Source organism: Microcoleus sp. CZ3-B2 (assembly GCF_036705055.1).
Lineage (GTDB): Bacteria > Cyanobacteriota > Cyanobacteriia > Cyanobacteriales > Microcoleaceae > Microcoleus.
Genome location: NZ_JAUBTN010000090.1, coordinates 1 through 20,002 on the forward strand (window position 1 = coordinate 1; position 20,002 = coordinate 20,002).

The 20,002-nt window shown below is 45.6% G+C and carries 19 protein-coding genes and 1 other RNA gene; 15 read left to right on the forward strand and 5 right to left on the reverse strand.

The window, feature by feature from the left end:
* From QUA97_RS26085 to nuoK, 13 genes are all read left to right on the forward strand, one after another.
* Positions 1-1,449, forward strand: a 1,449-nt coding sequence (locus QUA97_RS26085; RefSeq protein WP_333197080.1) for a glycosyltransferase, incomplete at its 5' end; no start/stop codon positions are given.
* A 149-nt stretch (positions 1,450-1,598) separates the two neighbouring features.
* Complete coding sequence (locus tag QUA97_RS26090; protein ID WP_194070723.1) at positions 1,599-1,841, forward strand: hypothetical protein; 243 nt, start codon at positions 1,599-1,601, stop codon at positions 1,839-1,841.
* A gap of 148 nt (positions 1,842-1,989) precedes the next feature.
* Positions 1,990-3,438 (forward strand): IS66 family transposase, encoded by a 1,449-nt coding sequence (gene tnpC / locus QUA97_RS26095; protein WP_333197083.1) that lies wholly within the window; start codon positions 1,990-1,992, stop codon positions 3,436-3,438.
* A 140-nt stretch (positions 3,439-3,578) separates the two neighbouring features.
* Positions 3,579-4,235, forward strand: coding sequence for a S1 family peptidase (locus tag QUA97_RS26100; RefSeq protein ID WP_194070722.1), 657 nt, complete (start codon positions 3,579-3,581; stop codon positions 4,233-4,235).
* A 2-nt stretch (positions 4,236-4,237) separates the two neighbouring features.
* Positions 4,238-4,816, forward strand: a complete 579-nt coding sequence (locus QUA97_RS26105) for a type II toxin-antitoxin system Phd/YefM family antitoxin (protein ID WP_228050324.1) — start codon at positions 4,238-4,240, stop codon at positions 4,814-4,816.
* Positions 4,810-5,076, forward strand: a complete 267-nt coding sequence (locus tag QUA97_RS26110; RefSeq protein ID WP_333153449.1) for a Txe/YoeB family addiction module toxin — start codon at positions 4,810-4,812, stop codon at positions 5,074-5,076. Before QUA97_RS26105 ends, QUA97_RS26110 begins: the two co-directional genes overlap by 7 nt.
* 116 nt (positions 5,077-5,192) lie before the next feature.
* Positions 5,193-6,932, forward strand: coding sequence for a serine/threonine protein kinase (locus QUA97_RS26115; RefSeq protein WP_333197086.1), 1,740 nt, complete (start codon positions 5,193-5,195; stop codon positions 6,930-6,932).
* Positions 6,933-7,130: 198 nt separating this feature from the next.
* Positions 7,131-7,521: a transfer-messenger RNA gene (ssrA, locus tag QUA97_RS26120) on the forward strand.
* Positions 7,522-7,690: 169 nt separating this feature from the next.
* On the forward strand, positions 7,691-7,822 hold the full coding sequence (locus QUA97_RS26125) for a hypothetical protein (RefSeq protein WP_255515926.1): 132 nt from the start codon (positions 7,691-7,693) through the stop codon (positions 7,820-7,822).
* A gap of 194 nt (positions 7,823-8,016) precedes the next feature.
* Complete coding sequence (gene nuoH, locus QUA97_RS26130) at positions 8,017-9,135, forward strand: NADH-quinone oxidoreductase subunit NuoH (protein WP_194070720.1); 1,119 nt, start codon at positions 8,017-8,019, stop codon at positions 9,133-9,135.
* Positions 9,136-9,238: 103 nt separating this feature from the next.
* Complete coding sequence (gene ndhI / locus QUA97_RS26135; protein ID WP_194011079.1) at positions 9,239-9,814, forward strand: NAD(P)H-quinone oxidoreductase subunit I; 576 nt, start codon at positions 9,239-9,241, stop codon at positions 9,812-9,814.
* A gap of 116 nt (positions 9,815-9,930) precedes the next feature.
* Complete coding sequence (locus QUA97_RS26140; RefSeq protein ID WP_194070719.1) at positions 9,931-10,554, forward strand: NADH-quinone oxidoreductase subunit J; 624 nt, start codon at positions 9,931-9,933, stop codon at positions 10,552-10,554.
* Positions 10,555-10,685: 131 nt separating this feature from the next.
* Positions 10,686-10,991: an NADH-quinone oxidoreductase subunit NuoK gene (gene nuoK, locus QUA97_RS26145; RefSeq protein ID WP_228050326.1), complete on the forward strand. Its 306-nt coding sequence runs from the start codon at positions 10,686-10,688 to the stop codon at positions 10,989-10,991.
* A gap of 267 nt (positions 10,992-11,258) precedes the next feature.
* Here nuoK and folB read toward each other — a convergent pair whose 3' ends face one another.
* The 5 genes from folB to QUA97_RS26170 form a co-directional block, all read right to left on the reverse strand.
* Complete coding sequence (gene folB, locus QUA97_RS26150) at positions 11,259-11,615, reverse strand: dihydroneopterin aldolase (protein WP_194070718.1); 357 nt, start codon at positions 11,613-11,615, stop codon at positions 11,259-11,261.
* 153 nt (positions 11,616-11,768) lie between these two features.
* A complete protein-coding gene (locus QUA97_RS26155; RefSeq protein WP_333197090.1) occupies positions 11,769-13,142 on the reverse strand; it encodes a serine/threonine-protein kinase in 1,374 nt (457 codons plus the stop codon).
* Between the two features lie 131 nt (positions 13,143-13,273).
* The gene (locus tag QUA97_RS26160; protein WP_333197093.1) at positions 13,274-13,720 is read right to left on the reverse strand and encodes a hypothetical protein; all 447 of its coding nucleotides are present in this window, start codon (positions 13,718-13,720) and stop codon (positions 13,274-13,276) included.
* On the reverse strand, positions 13,707-14,171 hold the full coding sequence (locus QUA97_RS26165) for a hypothetical protein (protein WP_333197095.1): 465 nt from the start codon (positions 14,169-14,171) through the stop codon (positions 13,707-13,709). The genes QUA97_RS26160 and QUA97_RS26165 overlap by 14 nt, the downstream gene beginning before the upstream one ends.
* 106 nt (positions 14,172-14,277) lie before the next feature.
* A complete protein-coding gene (locus QUA97_RS26170; RefSeq protein WP_333197097.1) occupies positions 14,278-15,561 on the reverse strand; it encodes a glutamate-5-semialdehyde dehydrogenase in 1,284 nt (427 codons plus the stop codon).
* A 212-nt stretch (positions 15,562-15,773) separates the two neighbouring features.
* On the opposite strand from QUA97_RS26170, the gene QUA97_RS26175 reads away from it, so the two are divergent.
* Positions 15,774-17,498 (forward strand): zinc metalloprotease HtpX, encoded by a 1,725-nt coding sequence (locus tag QUA97_RS26175; protein WP_333197100.1) that lies wholly within the window; start codon positions 15,774-15,776, stop codon positions 17,496-17,498.
* Positions 17,499-17,984: 486 nt separating this feature from the next.
* The gene (locus tag QUA97_RS26180) at positions 17,985-19,724 is read left to right on the forward strand and encodes a hypothetical protein (RefSeq protein ID WP_194066285.1); all 1,740 of its coding nucleotides are present in this window, start codon (positions 17,985-17,987) and stop codon (positions 19,722-19,724) included.
* Positions 19,725-20,002 lie beyond the last annotated feature (278 nt).

The following is a 20,002-nucleotide window of genomic DNA, read 5'->3' on the forward strand; positions in this document are numbered from 1 at the left end:
TCCCCCTCTCCCACTCCCCCCCTCTTTCTTTCTACTCCTTGGATTGGGGCGGCGCTAATAGCTTTAAATCCCCAAACTATTGCCTGGGGGCGGACTGGCGTTTCAGATATGCTGTTAGTCGGCTGTATGTGTTCGGCACTTCTGGCATTTTTCCTCGGTTACACCTTAGAAGAACAGAGAGAAAAAGCAGAATTTTCCACAGTTTCTGCATCGCGATTTCCCAATAAATGGTATCTAACTTGTTACGTACTAATTGCCCTAGCAATTCTGGCTAAGGGGCCTGTGGGAATTGTCATACCAGCGCTGATTATTGGCAGCTTCGGGCTGTATTTGGGAAATTTTCGGCAACTTTGGCGAGAAATGCGTCCGGTGTCTGGAATCTTGATTATTCTGGCGATCGCCCTGCCTTGGTTCGTTCTGGTTATTTTAGCCAACGGTCAAACTTATATTGACAGTTTTTTCGGCTATCACAATTTCCAGCGTTTTACTGAAGTAGTCAACAAGCACTCAGCGCCTTGGTATTTTTACTTTTTTGTAGTGCTGCTTGGTTTTGCACCTTGGTCGATTTATTTGCCGGTGGCGATCGCCCGCACCCGTTTTTGGCAGCGCAGTTACTGGCGCCGTCAACCGCGAAGAGATCAATTAAGTTTATTTGCCCTATTTTGGTTCGGCTGTATCTTTGGCTTTTTCACGATCGCCGTAACCAAATTACCCAGTTACGTATTGCCATTACTGCCCGCCGCTGCCATTTTGGTGACGCTGCTGTGGAGCGATATTATTGCAGGTAACGAACCCAAAAACAGGCCGGGAAAGTTAGAAAAAAAACCGAATTCTTTACCGCGAGGGCTATTAGTCACATACATTTTCAATGTTGTATTTTTACTAATTGTAGCCGGAGCAACTTTCTACTGCTACCACTGGCTGGGAGACGATCCGGCAATGCCCAATTTTCCGCAAGCACTTCAGCAGTCGGGATTGCTGATTGTCGGCGGTGCGATTTGGATAACTGCTGCAGTGGCGATCGCACTTTTGCTCTGGAAGCGTCAACAGCGCTGGATTTTGGTTGCTAACTTCATCGGCTTAGTAGCATTTATCATCTTTGGTCTCACTCCCGTCTACAATTTAGTTGATATCAACCGCCAGTTACCTCTAAGACAGTTGGCGCAGGTTGTTGTGCAACAAAAACTGCCGGGGGAAGAGTTTATTATGGTTGGTTTCTGGAAACCGAGTCTGGTTTTTTATACCGAAGAACCCGTGACTTACTACCGATCTCTCAAAGGGGCGCTTGATTACCTTAAGGACTCTAAAAACCCAACTTCTCCCTCTATTTTGTTGCTGGGATATCCAGAAAAATTTGTGCAATTGGGATTGCAGCCAAATCAATATCAATTGTTGGACAGTCGGGGCGCTTACCAACTTGCCAGGGTTCCGAGAACAGCATTTCGATAGTGGATTGTACTGCGAGTGTGGTGAGCAGATTTATATAATATTTTGCAGGGCAATCCCCCGTGGTTGCCCGTGAATCGGTAGATGGTGCGTCTAGGACTGTAAAAGCTATAATCTACTCAATACCTAAAACCCGAAGCTCGGCGCCGATAATGGTTTCAATTCTCAACAAACCCTCCTCGTTAATCCATGAGATTTGCATTGAAAAGGTCGATCGGTGGAAGTTGTTCAAATTTAGTGAATCGCTGCAACAGCGCAGGTCACAATTGTTAGAGAAGAAGAAGGCCGACCAACTAATGGCAGAAGAGGCAGCGGAACTCGATGCCATTGGGGAATTAGATCGCATCTTTACCCACATCAATGCAATGATGGCGGCTCAAGATGTCGATCGGTGAGCTGACGAGACAGGCGGTTCGAGAAAGAGCGAGCTATTGCTGCGGCAATTGATACTCTGATCAGGTATGATGTTGAAGTTGCGGTACGATTTACTGTAAGGATTCAGGTCAAAAAAACTTAAGTGGCGGCATCTGGTAAAATAAAGGAATGAAAAAGCCCACAGCCACCAGAGAGCAGAAAAAAACCGAGATAGAGCAGTTGAGCCAAGCTGAACTGGTGGAAATGGTACTGGGGCTGCAAAAAATCATTGAAGAATTGCAAGAAAAATTAGCCATTGCTACGGGAAAAAGTCGAACAACCAGTCAAAATTCTTCAATTCCTCCATCAACGGATCTGCTCCAAAAACCAGAGAAAGCAACAGTCAAACCAGAAGCAGACCAAAAAAAGAAACCAGGTGGACAACCAGGTCATCCCGGGAAAACCCGAAAAGGGTTTGGACGAGTAGATAGAACCGAAATTAGCTCACCCGACATCTGTCTCAATTGTGGTAGTAAAGAATTAAGTGAAGTAATTAACATCCACTCTCAGCAAGTAGCAACTCTAGTAGCAAAACCAATTGAAGTCGTCGAATATCAGACACAATCGTGTAAATGCCTAGAATGTGGTGCAGTAGTCAGAGGAGAACCACCCTTGGGAATAGTTCCAGGACAAGACTTGAGCGTTAATCTCCAAGCACTCTTAGTCTGGCTTGGCAATTATGGGCATCTTTCCTACGCCAAGCTGACTGAATTGTTATGGGAACTCGGCAGGATAGAAGTGGGAGTGGGAACACTCCAAAAAACCAATCAACGAGTAGCAGCAGCAGTTAAGCCAGCGCTCAATGCACTGTGGAAATGGGCACCTCTTCAATCAAATGTTCATGTAGATGAAACCCCGTGGTGTGTCATGGGAGTCAAAGAATGGCTATGGACAGCTAGTGGAGAGGGATTCTGTTTATTCCATGCCGCAGATACAAGGGGACGCGTGGAACTAGAAACCATGCTGGGTAAAGAATTTGCTGGCGTCTTAAGCTCAGATGATTTCAGTGTTTATAATGGTGGCACAATCACAGCCCAACAGAAGTGTCTAGCTCATTTACGGCGGCATTTTAAGAAAGTGCTGGGACTTGGGGGAAACAATAATAATGCAGAAGTCGCTCAAATATTTCTGTCATTAATTGATGAAGCTTTTAGCTCCCATGAGGCCTGGCGCAAGACGAAGGATCGACTCACCTACGACTCGTGGGCGCAGGATTTCAAAATACGATTGAATAAAGCCCTTGCTACTTGGTTGAACCAAGTTGGTTATGCAGCAGGTTTGTTGCTCAAATCCTTACGAGATAAGGCTCAACAATGGTGGTATTTTCTGAATGACCCCTCGGTGCCTCCAGATAATAATTTAGCAGAACGTTCTTTACGGCTAGCTGTAACGAAACGGAAAGTGTCTGGTGGCTCTCGTTCGATGAAGCGATTTGAGGAAACGGCTAATCTGCTGAGTGTGATTCAAACCTGTCGTTTTCAAGCTCGTTCAGTAATGGCTTTTTTCCGTGAGGCTCTAGAGGCCCATTCTTGTGACTACTTTCCTATGCCTGACCTCATTCCCTTCTTTCAGACCTGAATCCTTACGATTTACTTAACTTAGAAACATAACTTTGGCGAAAGTGCGGTATGATCTATCAATGAGAGTGTTATTATACTGCTAGTGTGGTATAATTAATACTTATATGGCAAGTTCATACTTTAATCGTAAGAAGTCAAATGTCATACTCATCTCTCGCAAACATAGTATTTGCGGTCGGACGAACAGGAGCAAATGGGGTATCGCTGCTTGGTACAGCAACTCTACTCAATAGTCCTGGAAAGTTTGTTACGGCTGCCCATGTTACTAATAAAGATGAGCAGAATCTAGTCGTGGTTGTAAAACCTGATAATTCGAGCATCAAGGACTATCAAGATACTTCTGATGATCGAGTTCAGATGATACCGGTTCGCATTGAAGCTATTGATCCTTTCACAGATTTGTGTATTTTGTCGGCTGATATTGATTGGTTCTCTAATATATCGATGGGTAGCACAGATCTTCTAAATTTTGGCAGTGTTGTTGATATTTTTGGTTATCCTCACGCAGATCATGGAAGATTGGTACTCACTCATCAACGAACTGAGATAGGTGCCAGAATCTTAATTAAAAATGGAATAGTCAAAACGAAGCATGTCGTCCTCAACACTCAGGCTCGCCCAGGTCAATCTGGAAGCCCTATATTCTCTGCACAAACTACAGTGCTTGTTGCTATCCTGATTGGGTCATATGCTCCGGGTGGTGGAGGTGGTATTTCATTGGGTGGAGTAGATCCGCATACCCTCCATCAGACTACTCATGCGGTCTCTGTTGAGTACGTTAGGGAAATGTTGTAGATATGGAAAATAAATTAGAACAATTATTTCAGGTTGATAAGGAAGAGTGGCTCACAACGCTGCCTAAATACCAACAAATAAGGATCAAGGAGCTAGTGGATTCCACTAACTCTTACGAAGAGGCAGCAAAACAGTGGCTGAATGCAATGCCAGAGAACACATTCCCATTTGGAGCCGAACAAGCGAGAAATCTATTTATTGAAAAAGTCCGGGATGAAATTGAAAAATTCTTAAGCGGCGATGAAAAATACGCTGATAAACACAAACAGCTAGTTTCTTCGTCAGAGGTACTACAAAAAACTCTTGTGAGTTCTGTTTCAGCAGCAATCGCCCCAGTAATAGGTACAGCAGCAGTCTACATCATGCCTGTTGTTGTTCTTGTATTCATGACAATGACTAAGATTGCGGATCAACCCATTGTTATTGCAGGACAGAGTAGCAATGCAGTGTTATTTTCTGAAGCTGACTCGGCATCGGTGCAAGAAACACTGTATCTTCTCTCAGTGCCAGGGATGCGGGAATCGATTCTGGAAGGAATGGCAACGCCGATCGAGGAGTGCGCTAGGGAGTTGGAGTGGTGAATTGGAATCTGGTATATACCAAACAGGCACAGAAAGATGCCAAAAAGCTCGCTTCTAGCAATTTACGAGACAAAGCGCAAGAGTTACTCGACATCATTCAAACCAATCCGTTTCAGAATCCGCCACCCTACGAGAAATTGGTGGGAGATTTGGAAGGTGCATATTCACGGCGAATCAACATTCAGCATCGTCTGGTGTACGAGGTGATTGAGTCCGAGAATACGGTAAGAATTTTGCGGATGTGGACGCATTATGAGTAGTGTTTCTCACAGGTTAAGCAATACAGGAGGATTGCGATCGCCCTTGAGACTGGTAACTAGGCCCACCATACGTGCCATAATCAGCGATATTCTCTGGTATGCGATCGCCCGAAACTATGGATGCGCTAATCGGCAAAAGTTTACAAGGTGGAAAATACACCCTCGAACAAGAACTGGGACGGGGCGGCTTTGGAATTACCTTCCGGGCCAATCACCGGTACTTAGGACAGCCTGTAGTCATTAAAACCCTCAACGAATCTCTGCGGCGCGATCCAAATTTTGCCGAATTCGATCGCAAGTTTCAAGACGAAGCGAGGCGATTGGCATCCTGCGTCCATCCGAATATAGTCCGCGTCAGCGACTTCTTTGTAGAAGACGGACAGCCTTACATGGTAATGGACTACATTGCCGGTCAGAATTTGGGAGAGGTAGTCGGTGGAAACAATCCGCTGCCAGAAAATCTCGCAATTCTCTACATCACTCAAATTGGGGCTGCTTTGAAAGCAGTTCATCAAAAAGGCTTGCTGCATCGAGATGTCAAGCCACAAAACATTCTCCTGCGCCAAGGTACCCAAGAAGTCGTGCTGATCGATTTCGGCATTGCCCGCGAGTTTACAGCAGGTGCAACCCAAAATCACACTAATATGGTGTCCGACGGCTACGCGCCGCCAGAACAGTATTTCGCCCAAGGAAAATATACCCCCGCCACAGATGTTTATGGTCTGGCCGCGACGCTTTATACTCTGCTGACAGCACAAGTGCCAGTGGCTGCAATTCTCCGTACCAGCCAGCCGATGCCTTCACCCCGCGACTTGCGGCCTGAGTTAAGTACGACTGTCAGTCAAGCAGTGATGCGGGGGATGACTGTAGAAGCTCAAAATCGCCCTGGAAGCGTGGATGAGTGGCTGGGTCTGCTGCGCGGGCAGTCGCCGGACACCGGGCCGACGGTGGCGGTGATGCCGGGACATGGCGCTCAGTCGCCTGCAAATGTGAGAACAGCGCCTGCTGTGGTGTCTTCTGGGGGCAGCAACCGCAAGATTTGGTTGATTTTGGGGTTCGTGGCGATCGCCCTGTTAGTTGCAGGTTTGGTCGGTGTTGCTAGGGTTTTCCTCAACCGGCAACCTTCCGAACCCGCACCGGTAGCGAAGGACGATCGCACTTCGGCCCCAGCAGATCCAGACGCGCGCGTCAACCCCGCACCAATTCCCACTTCCACGCCCGCACCGGTTCCGACTCCCAGAGAAACTCCGCCGCCTGCTGCGGAAACTCCAACACCTTTCTCGCCTTCTCCAACACCCGCCCCTTCTCCAACACCCGCCCCTTCTCCAACACCAGCCCCTTCTCCAGAGGCTGTCGAACCCACACCAACAGAAAAACTTGTTGATAAAGAGTTGCCGCCCGATCGATCGCCCGCACCCAGCGACCAACCGACAACCAGCAATCGGAGGAATCCCGCAATCCCCGGATATGCCGTTGGTACGCCAGAAAGTCAGATTTTAGCGGAATTGGGACAACCCACTGACTCTCAAGGTCGGGGCTATTGGCCCAATACTCGCACCGCACTTTACGAAATATTGCCGAACCGAATTACTCTCGGCTACATTTACGATCGCGATTCCGACAAATTAGTGCAAACAGAGGGTTCTTTTGCTCCGTCGGTGGACGATTTGGTAGTCAAAACCGCCTTAAACGGGATGGTGGGCGGCGCAAGCCGGGAGATTTTGCAGGGGTTCCGAGATGTGCAGCAGCGCCGGACAAATCGGTTTACATTTAGGAAGGGTTCGCTCTCAGGTACGATCGAACGCAACGAGCGCGATCGGATTTACATCGGCGTTTGGGACGAAAATTTGCATTAATCCAGGACGATCGACCTAAGTTCGGTGCGTCAGACTGAAATTATCTGCGTCAATCAGTGTTTATCCGCCTGAAATCTGCGGTGAATGTATCGATCGACGACTTGTGCAAAATCCCCAATCCAAAATCCCCAATCCAAAATCTTCAATCCAAAATCGATTGACGTTAAACAAAATCTTCGCTATGATAAGAGAACACGAGGGGCTGTAATGGTTTCGACAGGGTGGCGAAAGCTGCTCCGTGATGCAGGTCGAGAGGGAGTCTACTCTCGCTAATATCGGCTCAAACAAAATAGTAAATGCGAACAACATCGTTCCTTTCGCTCGCAAAGCCGTAGCTGTAGCCTAAAAACTTCTTGAGCTTGGTTTAGAGTGTATGCAGCTTAACTCCGTTAACAGCAGCATAACAACCCCCAACGGATGCCCTAGCTAAACGTTTCTAGTCGTCTAGCCGGGAAAGCAATCACTAGAAAATCCCCCCATTTGGGATAAAGATGGTTCCCGCCCCAAGGATTAGAGGGGATAAACCTGTGAACGATCGGAAGGTAAATACCCATTTTGGACGGCAGTTCGATTCTGCCCAGTTCCATCGCAAAGGTGACGTAAAATCAATGGTTTAAGCCATTTGAAAGGCACTTTACAACATTAAAAGGGCCCAGAGTTAACTCTGGGCCCTTTTGTTTGGGCTAGATCTCGCTCAGAGGACTAAACAACCAGGGGTAGTCCAGAAACCGGGTTTTTGCCAAAATACTTCGTTACAGATGGCAGAAACGCATAAAAACCCGGTTTCTTTGGTATTTATGCCTCTAGCACTAAACAACCACGGGCAGTCAGCCAACAGCCAACAGCCAACAGCCAAAAGTCAACAGCCAACAGCCAACCATCAACCATAAGTTACCGCTCATTAGCCAACCTGGGATCTCAGATAATTAGAACTTTACCCCGTCCGTGCGTTCTGCGGGGCTGTCGGGCGATATACTTATAGGCGGTAAAGCATTAAAAATCTTTACAAAGACCCGCTCCCTAAGCCTGCTCCTACGAAGGACTGGTGAAAAATTATATGGCGATCGCTCATTGATCTGGAAACATGAACCCAGGAATTGACTTACAAGGAAGTTTCGTAGAAGCCCTGATCGATTTGGGCTTACCGGCGGACATCGCCCAAGTGCTTTGGCTACCTTTGCCGATGGTACTGATGGTTGTCGGTGCCGTCTTCGGGGTACTGACAAGCGTCTGGCTGGAGCGGAAAATTTCCGCCGCAGCTCAACAGCGGATCGGCCCGGAATTTATCGGCCCTCTGGGAGTGCTAGCACCCGTTGCCGACGGGCTGAAGTTGGTATTCAAAGAAGACATTGTACCGGCAAAAGCTGACGCGCTGCTGTTCACGCTCGGGCCGGTCATTGTCGTGATTCCAGTGTTTTTGTCCTACTTAATCGTCCCCTTCGGAGAGCATATGCTGATCGCCGACATTGGGACAGCAATATTTCTCTGGATTGCTCTTTCTAGCATTCAGCCGATCGGCTTACTGATGTCGGGCTACGCTTCTAACAACAAATACGCCCTCCTCGGCGGACTCAGAGCAGCCGCTCAATCCCTCAGCTACGAAATTCCTCTAGCTTTGGCAGTATTGGCAGTGGTGATGATGTCCAACAGCCTCAGTACGATCGACATCGTACAGCAACAAGCCGGCTACGGCATCCTCGGCTGGAACGTCTGGCGACAACCCGCCGGTTTCCTAATTTTCTGGATCGCAGCCCTCGCAGAATGCGAACGGTTGCCCTTCGACTTGCCGGAAGCAGAAGAAGAATTGGTAGCAGGATATCAGACTGAGTACACAGGCATGAAATTTGCTCTGTACTACATCGCTTCCTACGTTAACCTCGTCCTTTCTTGCCTGCTAGTAGCAGTTTTGTATCTCGGCGGTTGGGAATCTCCCATTCCTGTCGGAGTCCTCACCAATGCCCTGGGATTGAGCGAAACGACCCCTTGGTTGCAGGTACTTACTGGCTTGCTGGGCATTACCATGACCATGCTGAAAGCCTACTTTTTCCTGTTTCTGGCAATTCTGCTGCGCTGGACTCTGCCACGAGTTCGGATAGACCAATTGCTCAATTTGGGATGGAAGTTTTTGCTTCCCGTTGCTTTAGTTAATTTGCTATTAACCGCAGCTTTGAAGCTTGCCTTTCCCTTTGCTTTTGGCGGTTAATTGATAATAGGTAAAAGGCCCTAGCTAACACAAATTAGCTGTTAACCAATTACCTGTTATCAATTAGTAATTACCAAAAACTCAAGTACAGAGAGAGAACACAATGCTAAAATTCCTCAATCAAGTAGGCGAATACGCCAAAGAAACTCTTCAAGCTGCCAAGTATATCGGTCAAGGGCTATCTGTTACTTTTGACCACATGAGACGTCGGCCGATTACGGTGCAGTATCCTTACGAAAAACTAATTCCTTCGGAACGTTTCCGGGGCAGAATTCATTTTGAATTTGACAAGTGCATCTCCTGCGAAGTCTGCGTTAGGGTGTGTCCGATCAATTTACCTGTGGTGGATTGGGAATTTAACAAAGAAACTAAGAAGAAACAGCTCAAGCACTACAGTATCGATTTCGGCGTGTGTATCTTCTGCGGAAACTGCGTAGAATATTGTCCGACTAATTGTTTGTCGATGACAGAAGAATACGAGTTGGCCGCTTACGAGCGTCACGAGTTGAATTATGATAACGTGGCTCTCGGACGTTTGCCCTACAAGGTTACAGATGATCCGATGGTGACACCCATGCGGGAATTTGCTTATTTGCCGAAAGGTGTCATCGACCCCCACGAAGTTTCCTACACCGATCGCCGCGCAGGTCTCCGTCCAGAGGAAATTGTCGAAAAGTAAGTAATTAGTCATTAGTCAGTAGTCATCAGTCATTAGTGAAATAACCAATGATTAATGACTGCTAGCTAATGAGTGAAAACCAACAATAGAAAACTAATGATTGAGGATTAAAAATTGTGAATCTAGCCGAAGGGGTTCAACTTGTTTCATTTGGCATACTCTCTGTAATGATGATTGCAGGAGCATTAGGAGTAGTTTTATTCTCCAACATCGTTTACTCAGCATTCTTGCTGTGTGGAGTATTTACCAGCATTGCGGGTTTGTACCTGTTGCTAAATGCTGATTTTGTAGCAGCAGCGCAAGTATTGATTTATGTTGGCGCAGTTAACGTCTTAATTTTGTTCGCCATCATGTTGGTAAACAAACGAGAAGACTTCCGCGTAATTTCCAACGCTTGGGTTCGTCAAGTAGCAACGGCAGTGGTTTGTGCTGGTTTGTTTGCGCTTTTGGGTACGATGGTAGTGTCTACTCCTTGGGCGATCGTGCCGATAACAGGAGCACCGGCTGAAAGTTCGATTGTAACGATCGCCAAACACTTCTTCACAGACTACTTGCTACCTTTTGAATTAGCCTCACTGTTTTTGTTGATGGCAATGGTAGGAGCAATTGTCTTAGCCCGCCGCGATTTCTTTGCGGATGAACTGTCAAGCAAACAATCAGAAACACCAGCTTTCAGCTTGCCAGAACGGCCGCGCGAATTAGTTTCAGCAGGTGATGTTTCCTCACCCGAAACAAAGTAATTCGAGGGTGTTTGTGGCGCACCTAATTTTGCGTAGGATTCGCCACAAGCACCTCATGGATTTATGCAAGAAGTCCGATCTGTCTGTTTTGTAGTAATTTTAACTGAAAGCAACTCAAAAAATTTATGCAACTGCAACTCCAGTATTTCCTGTTATTAGCTGCTGCACTTTTCTGCATTGGGATTTACGGTTTAATTACCAGCCGAAATGCAGTGCGGGTGTTGATGTCGATCGAGTTGATGCTAAATGCAGTCAATCTCAACCTGATGGGTTTTTCCAACTATCTTGACCCCGTACAGATTAAAGGTCAAGTATTTACGGTGTTTGTACTCACGGTAGCGGCTGCTGAGGCAGCAGTCGGTTTGGCGATCGTCTTGGCGATTTACCGCAACCGCAATACGGTAGATATGGAAGAGTTTAATTTGCTGAAGTGGTAATTCGTAATTAGTCATTAGTCATTAGTCATCAGTCATTAGTCAACACTTCGGAAAGTTATACTCGTTACCAGGCTAGAGCCTGGTAACGCATATCCGGAGGCTCTGCCTCCCTTTCCCCAAACGAGGCAGAGCCTCTGGATCTAGATTCCTTTCGCTAGAGCCTGGGAACCAGTGAATTAATCAATAGTCATGAGTCATCAGTCATCAGTCATTAGTGACAAAGTAATGCAGATTAAAGACTGATGACTAAGGACTAAGGACTAATAACTAATGACTTCTAGTAATTTCCAGAGTAATTCTGCCGCCGAAGTCAGGGATGGGAGCGGCAGGTTTGGAGAGTTGGAGCTTAACTTTTTCGACTAAAGGTAGTTCTAAAAGCTCTTGGACGATCGCATCTGCTAGCTTTTCTATCAATAAAAACTTAGAGTTTTTGACAAGCTGTTGGATCAGAGTAATTGCACTTCGGTAATCGAGAGTAAGTTTAATATCATCGCTTTTTCCGGCGGGCGACAAATCGAGCCAGAGAGTGACATCCACTTCAAACCACTGCCCCAAAACTTGTTCTTCTGCCAGATAGCCAGTGTAGCCGTAACAGCGAATTCCTGTAAGTTGAATAGAATCCATTTTGCAATAAACTAAAAGTGCGTTGCCTAACCAATTTGTATTAAACCAGATAAAGTTCTCTTTCTCTTCCCTCTCTTTTTTTGCCCTTTTCCTTCTCCCTCTGCGCTCTTTGCGCCCTCTGCGGTTCGATCGCTCTTAATTCTATCTTAAATATCAAAACTGTTCTCCCTTCTCCAATCTATCCAGAAATTTCTCAGCAACTTCATACCATTTCCGCCTGATCGGTGCATCTTCGGGCTTTTCTGTCAATGTACGACCTTGTAATTCTGGATATTTATTGTAAAACAATTCATCTACTTTATTATAAAAAATATCCGGCTCGATATTAAGATTTTTGCGACGCTTGCCAATCTTTTCTTGACGAGCGATTTCTGCATCCAAAGACTTATCTGAAGAAGGCTGCAGGTCTGTAAATTTTGGAATTTCCGGCAATTTGGGGAGACTAAAACCAGATGTAATCGCACTAAAAGCTATAATTCCCGGCAATAAAACTACGCTTAAACTCGCTATTGATTTCCAAGGAATTAACTTAAATTTGCTGGTGTTGCTGTTAACAACTGGATTGTTTTGCACAACAGGAGGGTTAGGGCTGTTGTTGGTAGCTGTTTGAGTGCTGTATTTGAAGGGGCGACCGACAAAGTTCATTGTCACCATTTGGGAGATGATGCTGCCAATTTGGGATAATTTTGGGTCTTTGAGTGCTTCGCGGACTTCTTTTGCGGACTGGTAGCGATCGCCCGGTTGTTCTGCTAGCATCTTATCCAACACTGCGGCTAAATTTGGACTGACTGTGACGCGCGATCGCCAATCCCAAGTTTTGTTATGGATATCGTACAATTTTTGAGGCTTTTTGCCACTTAGCAACACCAAAGCCGTGACGGCTAAAGCGTACAAATCGCTAGCGGGAGTAACTTTTCCCAGTCGCATTTGTTCGGCGGGCGAATAACCTTGTTTGCCGATCGCAGTATCCGATTGTCCCCTAAACTGAAATAGGGCAGTTGCTGCGATTTGCTTGACTGAACCGAAGTCAATTAAAAATGGCAGTTTGTCAGCATTGTGCTGGATGATGTTGTCGGGGGAAACATCGCGGTGAATTAAATTTTTGGAATGAATGTATTCTAAAACGGGTAAAATTTGAAATAGCAGTTGAGTAACTTCAGCTTCGGTAAAATTGTTACCTTGCTGTTGGCGAGATATAAGTATTTGTTCGTAGGTTTCACCGGGGATGTAGTCTTGGACTAAAAATAATGATGGATTACCGCCCAAATCGGTGCGAAGCAGTTCTCGAAAGCGGGGAATTTGCGGGTGTTGGAGGTTGTAAAGCATATTCGCTTCGCGATCGAACAATTCGGCCGCTTTGGGGCTTTGAACAACCGGGGAAAATTCTTTGAGCACGCATTGTTCGCCGTAGCGGTTGATATCTTCTGCGAGGTAAGTGCGCCCGAAGCCGCCGCGGCCCAATTCGCGGATGATGCGGTAGCGTTTTTCGAGGGTGGAACCAGGGGCGAGGAGGGATGAGTTTGACATAAACAACGGTGGATTGTTCGAGTTGAGGAGTCCCGGAGCACAGTATAGCTTATTTCAGCTAAGTTTGGTTGAATGGGAGGGCGATCGATCCTGCAATATCAATGCTCTCTTCAATAGTTTTATCGATCGTTTCATGATGTAGACTCATCATCATCATCACTTGACTCTGACACATTTTCTTCCTGTTGTTGCTGTGACTCCATAAGCTCTGCAAGCAATTGCTTTAAATTCTTGTCAGGAGGACGCTTGGGAAACTCACTGTGTGTATATATCCATGTAAGCTTTATTACGCTTTGAGTACGATCGACCAAGTACATAAGTCTTCCCTGACGCGCGGCACCCTGTAAATTTGGCATATCAAAATAATATTTTCGGAATTCCCATTCTTCCGGTTTGCTCAAACTTCCGGGAAATTTTTCAGCGAAAGAATCAGGAATAAAAGGATTGCTACTTAAATTTTTGATGATTTGTGCCACAAAATCCTGAAAAACTTTCTTAGCTTTCTCACCTTTATAATGACGCTTCAGAAGCTCTTTGTAGGAACGCTTAAATTTATCAGATGGATTAATCCGAAACACTGCTCAGCCACTCACAAAACTCATCGGGTGTCATTGCAGGACTATCGCCCGATTTAGCCAAAGCTTCCTGCACTACTTCAGCCATTGTTTGCTCGTAATCAGGGTGCTCTCTTTCGATCGCTCCAAGTACAGCATTTTTTAGACGAATTAAGGCGTTGAAGTAGTCAGTCAGAACATCAGTTTCACCACAGATTAACATCCAAGCTAGCGACAGCCTTGTTCTCAAAGAAGCAAAAAAACCTTGATTACCATCTTGATTGATAATTGAGGCATAAATCAGAGCTTTCAGCAACTCACGCTCCGCATCTGAAAAATCTTCCCATTTATTCTCTACTGCTGTTGCTAGAGCCTCTGTGTTTTGGGCGATCGATCGCAACCTTGACTGACTTACTGTATCCGGTTGGGATATTTGCCTAATTTCATAGGGGTTAATGGTAATTGCAGCAGACATTTTTTGCCTCCGGGCACGATTGCGAAGGGTATAGATTCAGTATAGCAGTGCGATCGATAATTTGTGAATGGGCAAATCGCTATCTGGACGATCGCACTATTGTATCTTACAAGTCCCGATGAGTAAATTCCCGAGCATCTTTCCCGACATAACTCGCAGCAATATGACCATCTCCAACAACTCGATACTTATAGGTAATCAAACCCTCTAAACCAACAGGCCCGCGAGGCGGCATTTGCTGCGTGCTAATCCCCACTTCTGCACCGAAACCGTAGCGGAAACCGTCAGCAAATCGAGTCGAACAATTGTGATAAACTCCAGCCGCATCGACTGCATTTAAAAAAGTTTCGGCGGCTTCGCTATCTTCGGTAACAATCACATCTGTATGTCGGGAACCGTAGGTGTTGATGTGATTAATTGCCTCTTCCACAGAATCTACTATTTTGATTGATAAAATCAAATCGCTGTATTCTGTAGACCAATCTGCTTCTGTCGCTTCGGCAATATTTTCTAAGATGCGGCGAGTTGGTTCGTCTCCCCGCAATTCGACTTTTTTGTGCTGCAAAGCTTCCGCAACTGCGGGCAGGAAAATGGGGGCGAGATCCTTGTGAACTAACATAGTTTCAATGGCATTGCAGGCGGCTGGATATTGAGTTTTGGCATCTACAGAAATCTCTACAGCTTTCTGAATATCCGCTGCTTTGTCTGCGTACAAATGACAAATCCCATCGGCGTGTCCCAACACGGGAATCCGGGTATTTTCCTGCACGAACCGCACGAAGGAATTAGAACCTCTGGGAATAATTAAATCTACGTATTCATCCATTTTCAGCAGTTCGATTGTTTCTTCCCGCGTGGTGAGCAACTGTACGGCTGCGGGATTAACCGCTGTTTCTGCTAATGCTTGATGGATGACTTTTGTCAAGATTTCGCAGGAACGAACTGCTTCTTTGCCGCCTTTGAGAATAACTCCGTTACCCGATTTGATTGCCAAGGATACTATCTGAATTAAGGCTTCTGGACGCGCTTCAAAAATAATGCCCAAAACACCCAAAGGACAGGTTACGCGCTTTAGGATTAATCCTGTGTCCAATTCGCGGTGGATTTGCACGGCACCGATGGGATCGGGGAGTTTGGCAACATCTCGCACGCCTGCGATCGCACTTTTCAACTTGCTCTCATCCAACTTCAGGCGATCGTACAGCGGTTTAGCAATTCCATCCGCCTGGGCCGCCTTGCAGTCAGCAGCATTCGCCGCTAGAATATCCGCAGCAGCAGCTTCTAAAGCTTTAGCAACAGCCTCAATCGCTTGATTTTTGAGATTGGCGGACAAAACTGCCAATTTTCTAGCAGATGCGCGCGTTTTTTGGGCAATTTCAATAATCGACATAGCAGTAAGTTTTAAATAGTTTTCGGTTTTGAGTTGAGAATTGAATCCCCACAAATAAATTTAGCGGGCGGTTTTCACTCTTAAAAAAACAGACGAAATTATATATTTTTGTTGAGACTCCTTACCGCGATCCGTACTGACAGGTTAAAACAGTGAAGTATAGATAAAATCCCACGGCGATTACCATTTGTCAATAACCTTTGGAGATTATTATGCCATCTCAAGCTCCTTTACGCAAGGCAGGGCGATCGCCCAAAGCCGGTGTTAAACTTATACAGAAAACTGGCGGAAACCTCGTTTTAGCTTCCGGCGTCACCATCACCATGTTATTTGGTATGGTGTTGGCGCTATCCTTAGCCTCAGTTTTGATTATCAACAGTCCCGATCCAGTCACCGGATTGGCGATCGCACTTCCGATGACCCTAATTTTTAACATCGCAGCTTTTTTTCTATCGCCTTACTTGATGGACTTAACCCAAAATTGGCTTTACAATACTCGCTGGGTTTCCCTAGCAGAAATTGAAAACCTCAGTCCCGAAACAGCGAAAGTTATTAAGAAGGTTTGCAAACAGAAAAAACTGACTCAGCCACGGTTAGGAATTATCGACGACCAAAACCCCACTGCTTTTACCTACGGTTCCTTTCCTAACAGCGCTCGCTTAGTCGTCAGTCAAGGTCTTTTCACCTATTTAGACGACGATGAAATTGCCACTGTTTACGCCCACGAACTCGGTCACATCGTCCACTGGGACTTTGCAGTCATGACCTTAGCTTCGACTTTAGTGCAGATTACTTACTTAATTTATACATTTGCCAGACGCATGGGTCGAAATGGAGGCGACAAAGCTAAAGATTTGGCAGGTAATGTAGCTGCTGTTGCTTATTTGTTTTATATTGCAGGCACTTATTTATTGCTGTATTTGTCGAGAACGCGAGAATATTTTGCCGACCATTTTGCCGCTGAAACTACCGGAAACCCCAACGCTTTATCCCGCGCTTTGGTAAAAATTGCTTACGGTATTTTGGAAGAAGGACAAAGAGGAACGGAACCCAGCCGCTTATTAGAAGGAACTCGCGCTTTAGGCATTTACGATGCCAAAGCTGCAACTTCTACTGGTACTGCTTACCGGATTGCGTCGGAACCCGAAAAAATTGGGCGAGTGTTTCTGTGGGATATGTTTAATCCTTGGGCTTGGTGGATGGAGTTGAATTCAACTCACCCGCTAACTGGTAAGCGAGTTCGCGCTTTGAGCAATTACGCAGAACAATTGGGCTTGAATATTGAGTTTGATATGGGCAGAATTGTCGGGGAATGCCGCAATTTGAGCAAGCGGAAATTGTACGGCAATTTTGTGTTCGATTTGCTGCTGTACAGTGCGGAAACTCTGGGCTTGGCGGTGGGTTTTGCGATCGGCATTTCGCTGTCTGCTGCGAATCCGATGATGATAGTTGCTTGTCCTTTGATCGGTTTGGGTGCGGGAATTTTGCTCAAAGCTTTGGTAATGTTCCCCAATTACGCACAAGCAGAACAATTGGATGTTTTAACCTTAATGTCTGACCCCTATGCAAGTCCTTTGCGCGGTCAACCTGCGAAACTGCAAGGCGAATTAATTGGTCGCGGCGATGCGGGTTATGCGTTCGGTTCCGATCTAAAATTGCAAGACAAAACGGGAATGATTTATCTGCGCTATGCTTCTCGTTTTGGGCCGATTGGTAATTTTTTGTTTGGGATGAAACGGGTTAAAAGTTTGATTGGTATGGATGTTAGCGCTTTGGGTTGGTTCCGCCGGGGTGTCGCGCCTTGGATGGATTTGATTCGGGTTGAAAGCGATAGCGGTACGACGGTTAGCAGTTATCACCGTTTCTGGTCTTTTGTGATGGGGATTGGTGCGATCGCGATCGGTATTGCTTCTCTATTCGTGTCATTTCCAGCTTAAAAATATAAAGGATACTCCCAGACACAAAAACTCGATCTGTAGGCTGTGCAACGCGCACCTTACCATTTTTTTCTTTGAAAGTTTGTAACTGGTTGCTGTGGAAGAGTCTGGGAACCCATCTAATATCAAATCCGGTAGCATCGGAATGATTCAGATATATATCCTCTCCCTCTGTGTACTCTGTGTACTAATAAGGTTAAATCACCTGACGATGCAAGCGGAAACGATATAACCGCCGGAAAAATGATTGTTAGCGGGCGATTTTCTGTTTTTTTGAGGGGTAATTGACCAGATAAGCTGTTGTGCAAATAAACATTGTATATTTCGACGATCGATCAAAAATCTTCTCCCTCTCTCCCCCTCTCCCCCTCTCCCCCTCTCCCCCTCAATCACAATACACAATCTAGATGCACAACAGCTTATGATATAGTTCTACTTTTGAGAATCAGTTATTCCGAATCTCAAATCTCAAATCTCAAATCTTAAATGGTATTAATAGCCCGCTTGCACAAGTTTCTGACGGCGACTGTGGATGAAAAATCCCGATCGCGCACAATATTTTGGTTGACCCTGAGCTTGACATTTGCCGCAATTTATGGTTTCTTAGGTATCGAGCAAGCATTCAGCGCCGAGTATGTGGTGCAAGACGATGCGAGGCAGCACGTTTTCTGGATGATGCGGTTTGTCGATCGAGAATTATTCCCCAAGGATTTCATCGCTAACTACTTTCTATCTGTCGCCCCCGCAGGATACAGCACGCTCTACAAAATAGCAGCAACAATTGGCATTCACCCGCTATTATTGCACAAAATATTGCCACTATTTCTCGGCTTAATTTCGACTTATTTCTGCTTTGGGCTTTGCCTAGAAATGCTGCCGGTGCCGCTGACTGGATTTATCGCATCTTTGCTGTTAAATCAGCATATGTGGATGACTGACGATTTGGCTTCCACAACGCCAAGAGCTTTTATCTACCCGATATTTCTCTGTTTTTTATATTACTTATCCCGGAATTCGTTGCTGCCATGTTTGGGGGCGATAGCCCTAATCGGACTATTTTACCCACCTTACGCCTTGGTGGCTGCGGGAATTTTAGTTTTGCGGCTGCTAAGCTGGGAAAACGGCCGTTTGTGCTTGTCGGGCGATCGCGCAAATCAGCTATTTTGTGCTACTGGTTTGGGAATAATCTTTTTAGTAATGCTGCCCTATGTCTTAGATAAATCAGAATTTGGCCCGACTTATACCGCAGCCGAAGCCAAGAAAATGGGAGTATTTGCACCAGACGGCAGAAATGCTTTCTTTCGTCCAAATCCGGTAGATTATTGGCTGACTGGTAGGGGTAGCGGGATGTTTCCCAAGTCGCTGTTTACGCCTGTAACTCACTGTGTGGGGCTGTTATTTCCGCTGCTGCTGTTTTGGCGATCTGCCTTTCCCTTAGCGAGTCGCATTAGTAGCAAAATCTGGCTGTTACTTCAGCTATTTCTAGCATCCTCCGTGATGTTTTTAGCGGCTCACGCCACCATTTTTAAGCTTTATCAGCCTGGACGATATACTGCCTACAGCTTGCGATTTATTATCGTGTCGCTAACTGCGATCGTCCTAACGTTAATTATCGATGGAATCTGCCATTGGGCATCAAGAACCGAAACAACATTTCAATTCAAAAATTTAGTTGTACTAATTACCACAGCCATAATACTTGTTGCCGTTGTTTTTTATCCCTGTTTTGTTCAAGACTTTCCGATAGTTGGGTATATAGAAGGTAAAATGCCCAGTTTGTACAATTTTTTTCAGCAACAACCTAAAAATATCCTGATTGCTTCAATCGCCTCCGAAGCCGACAACATACCGACGTTTAGCCAGCGTTCTGTTTTGGTGGCAAAGGAATATTCAGTGCCGTATCAAAAAGGCTACTACAGCAGATTTCAGCAGCGAGTTAGCGATTTAATTCGCGCTCAATATACGGAAAATCCGGCTGTTTTGCAAAATTTTATTAACAGCTACGGAATTGATTTTTGGATGCTCACTCGTAATGCTTTGACTCTCGAGTATGTAGAAGATTACGGCTGGATGGATGACTTTGATGGGACAGCGGAGGCGATGCTTGCTCTCAAACAAGGGAAAATTCCCGCACTAGCTCCAGCAATGACAAGTTGTGCTGTTTTTCAAAATGAAACTGTAGTAGTTTTGGAGGCATCATGTATTGTGAGAGCGTCTAAAAAATGAGTTTATATGGTGATAGTGTCCAAGGCAAAATCGAGTAAGAATAATTGCATTAAATGAGTTTATGATATTAAAATAAATTGGCGTTTATCTCTATCCACCTGCATTATGTCTGCGGTTACTCTATCAATCAAATATTTGTTCAATTTTATCTAAGATCGTGTCCGGTTGATTGACTGCAAACTGTTTTTGGTAATCGATCGCACCTGACGGGGTGACAACCCCGTTAAAACCCATAGCTAACAAAGGTTTGACCGATTTATGGTAAAAAAAGATGGGGT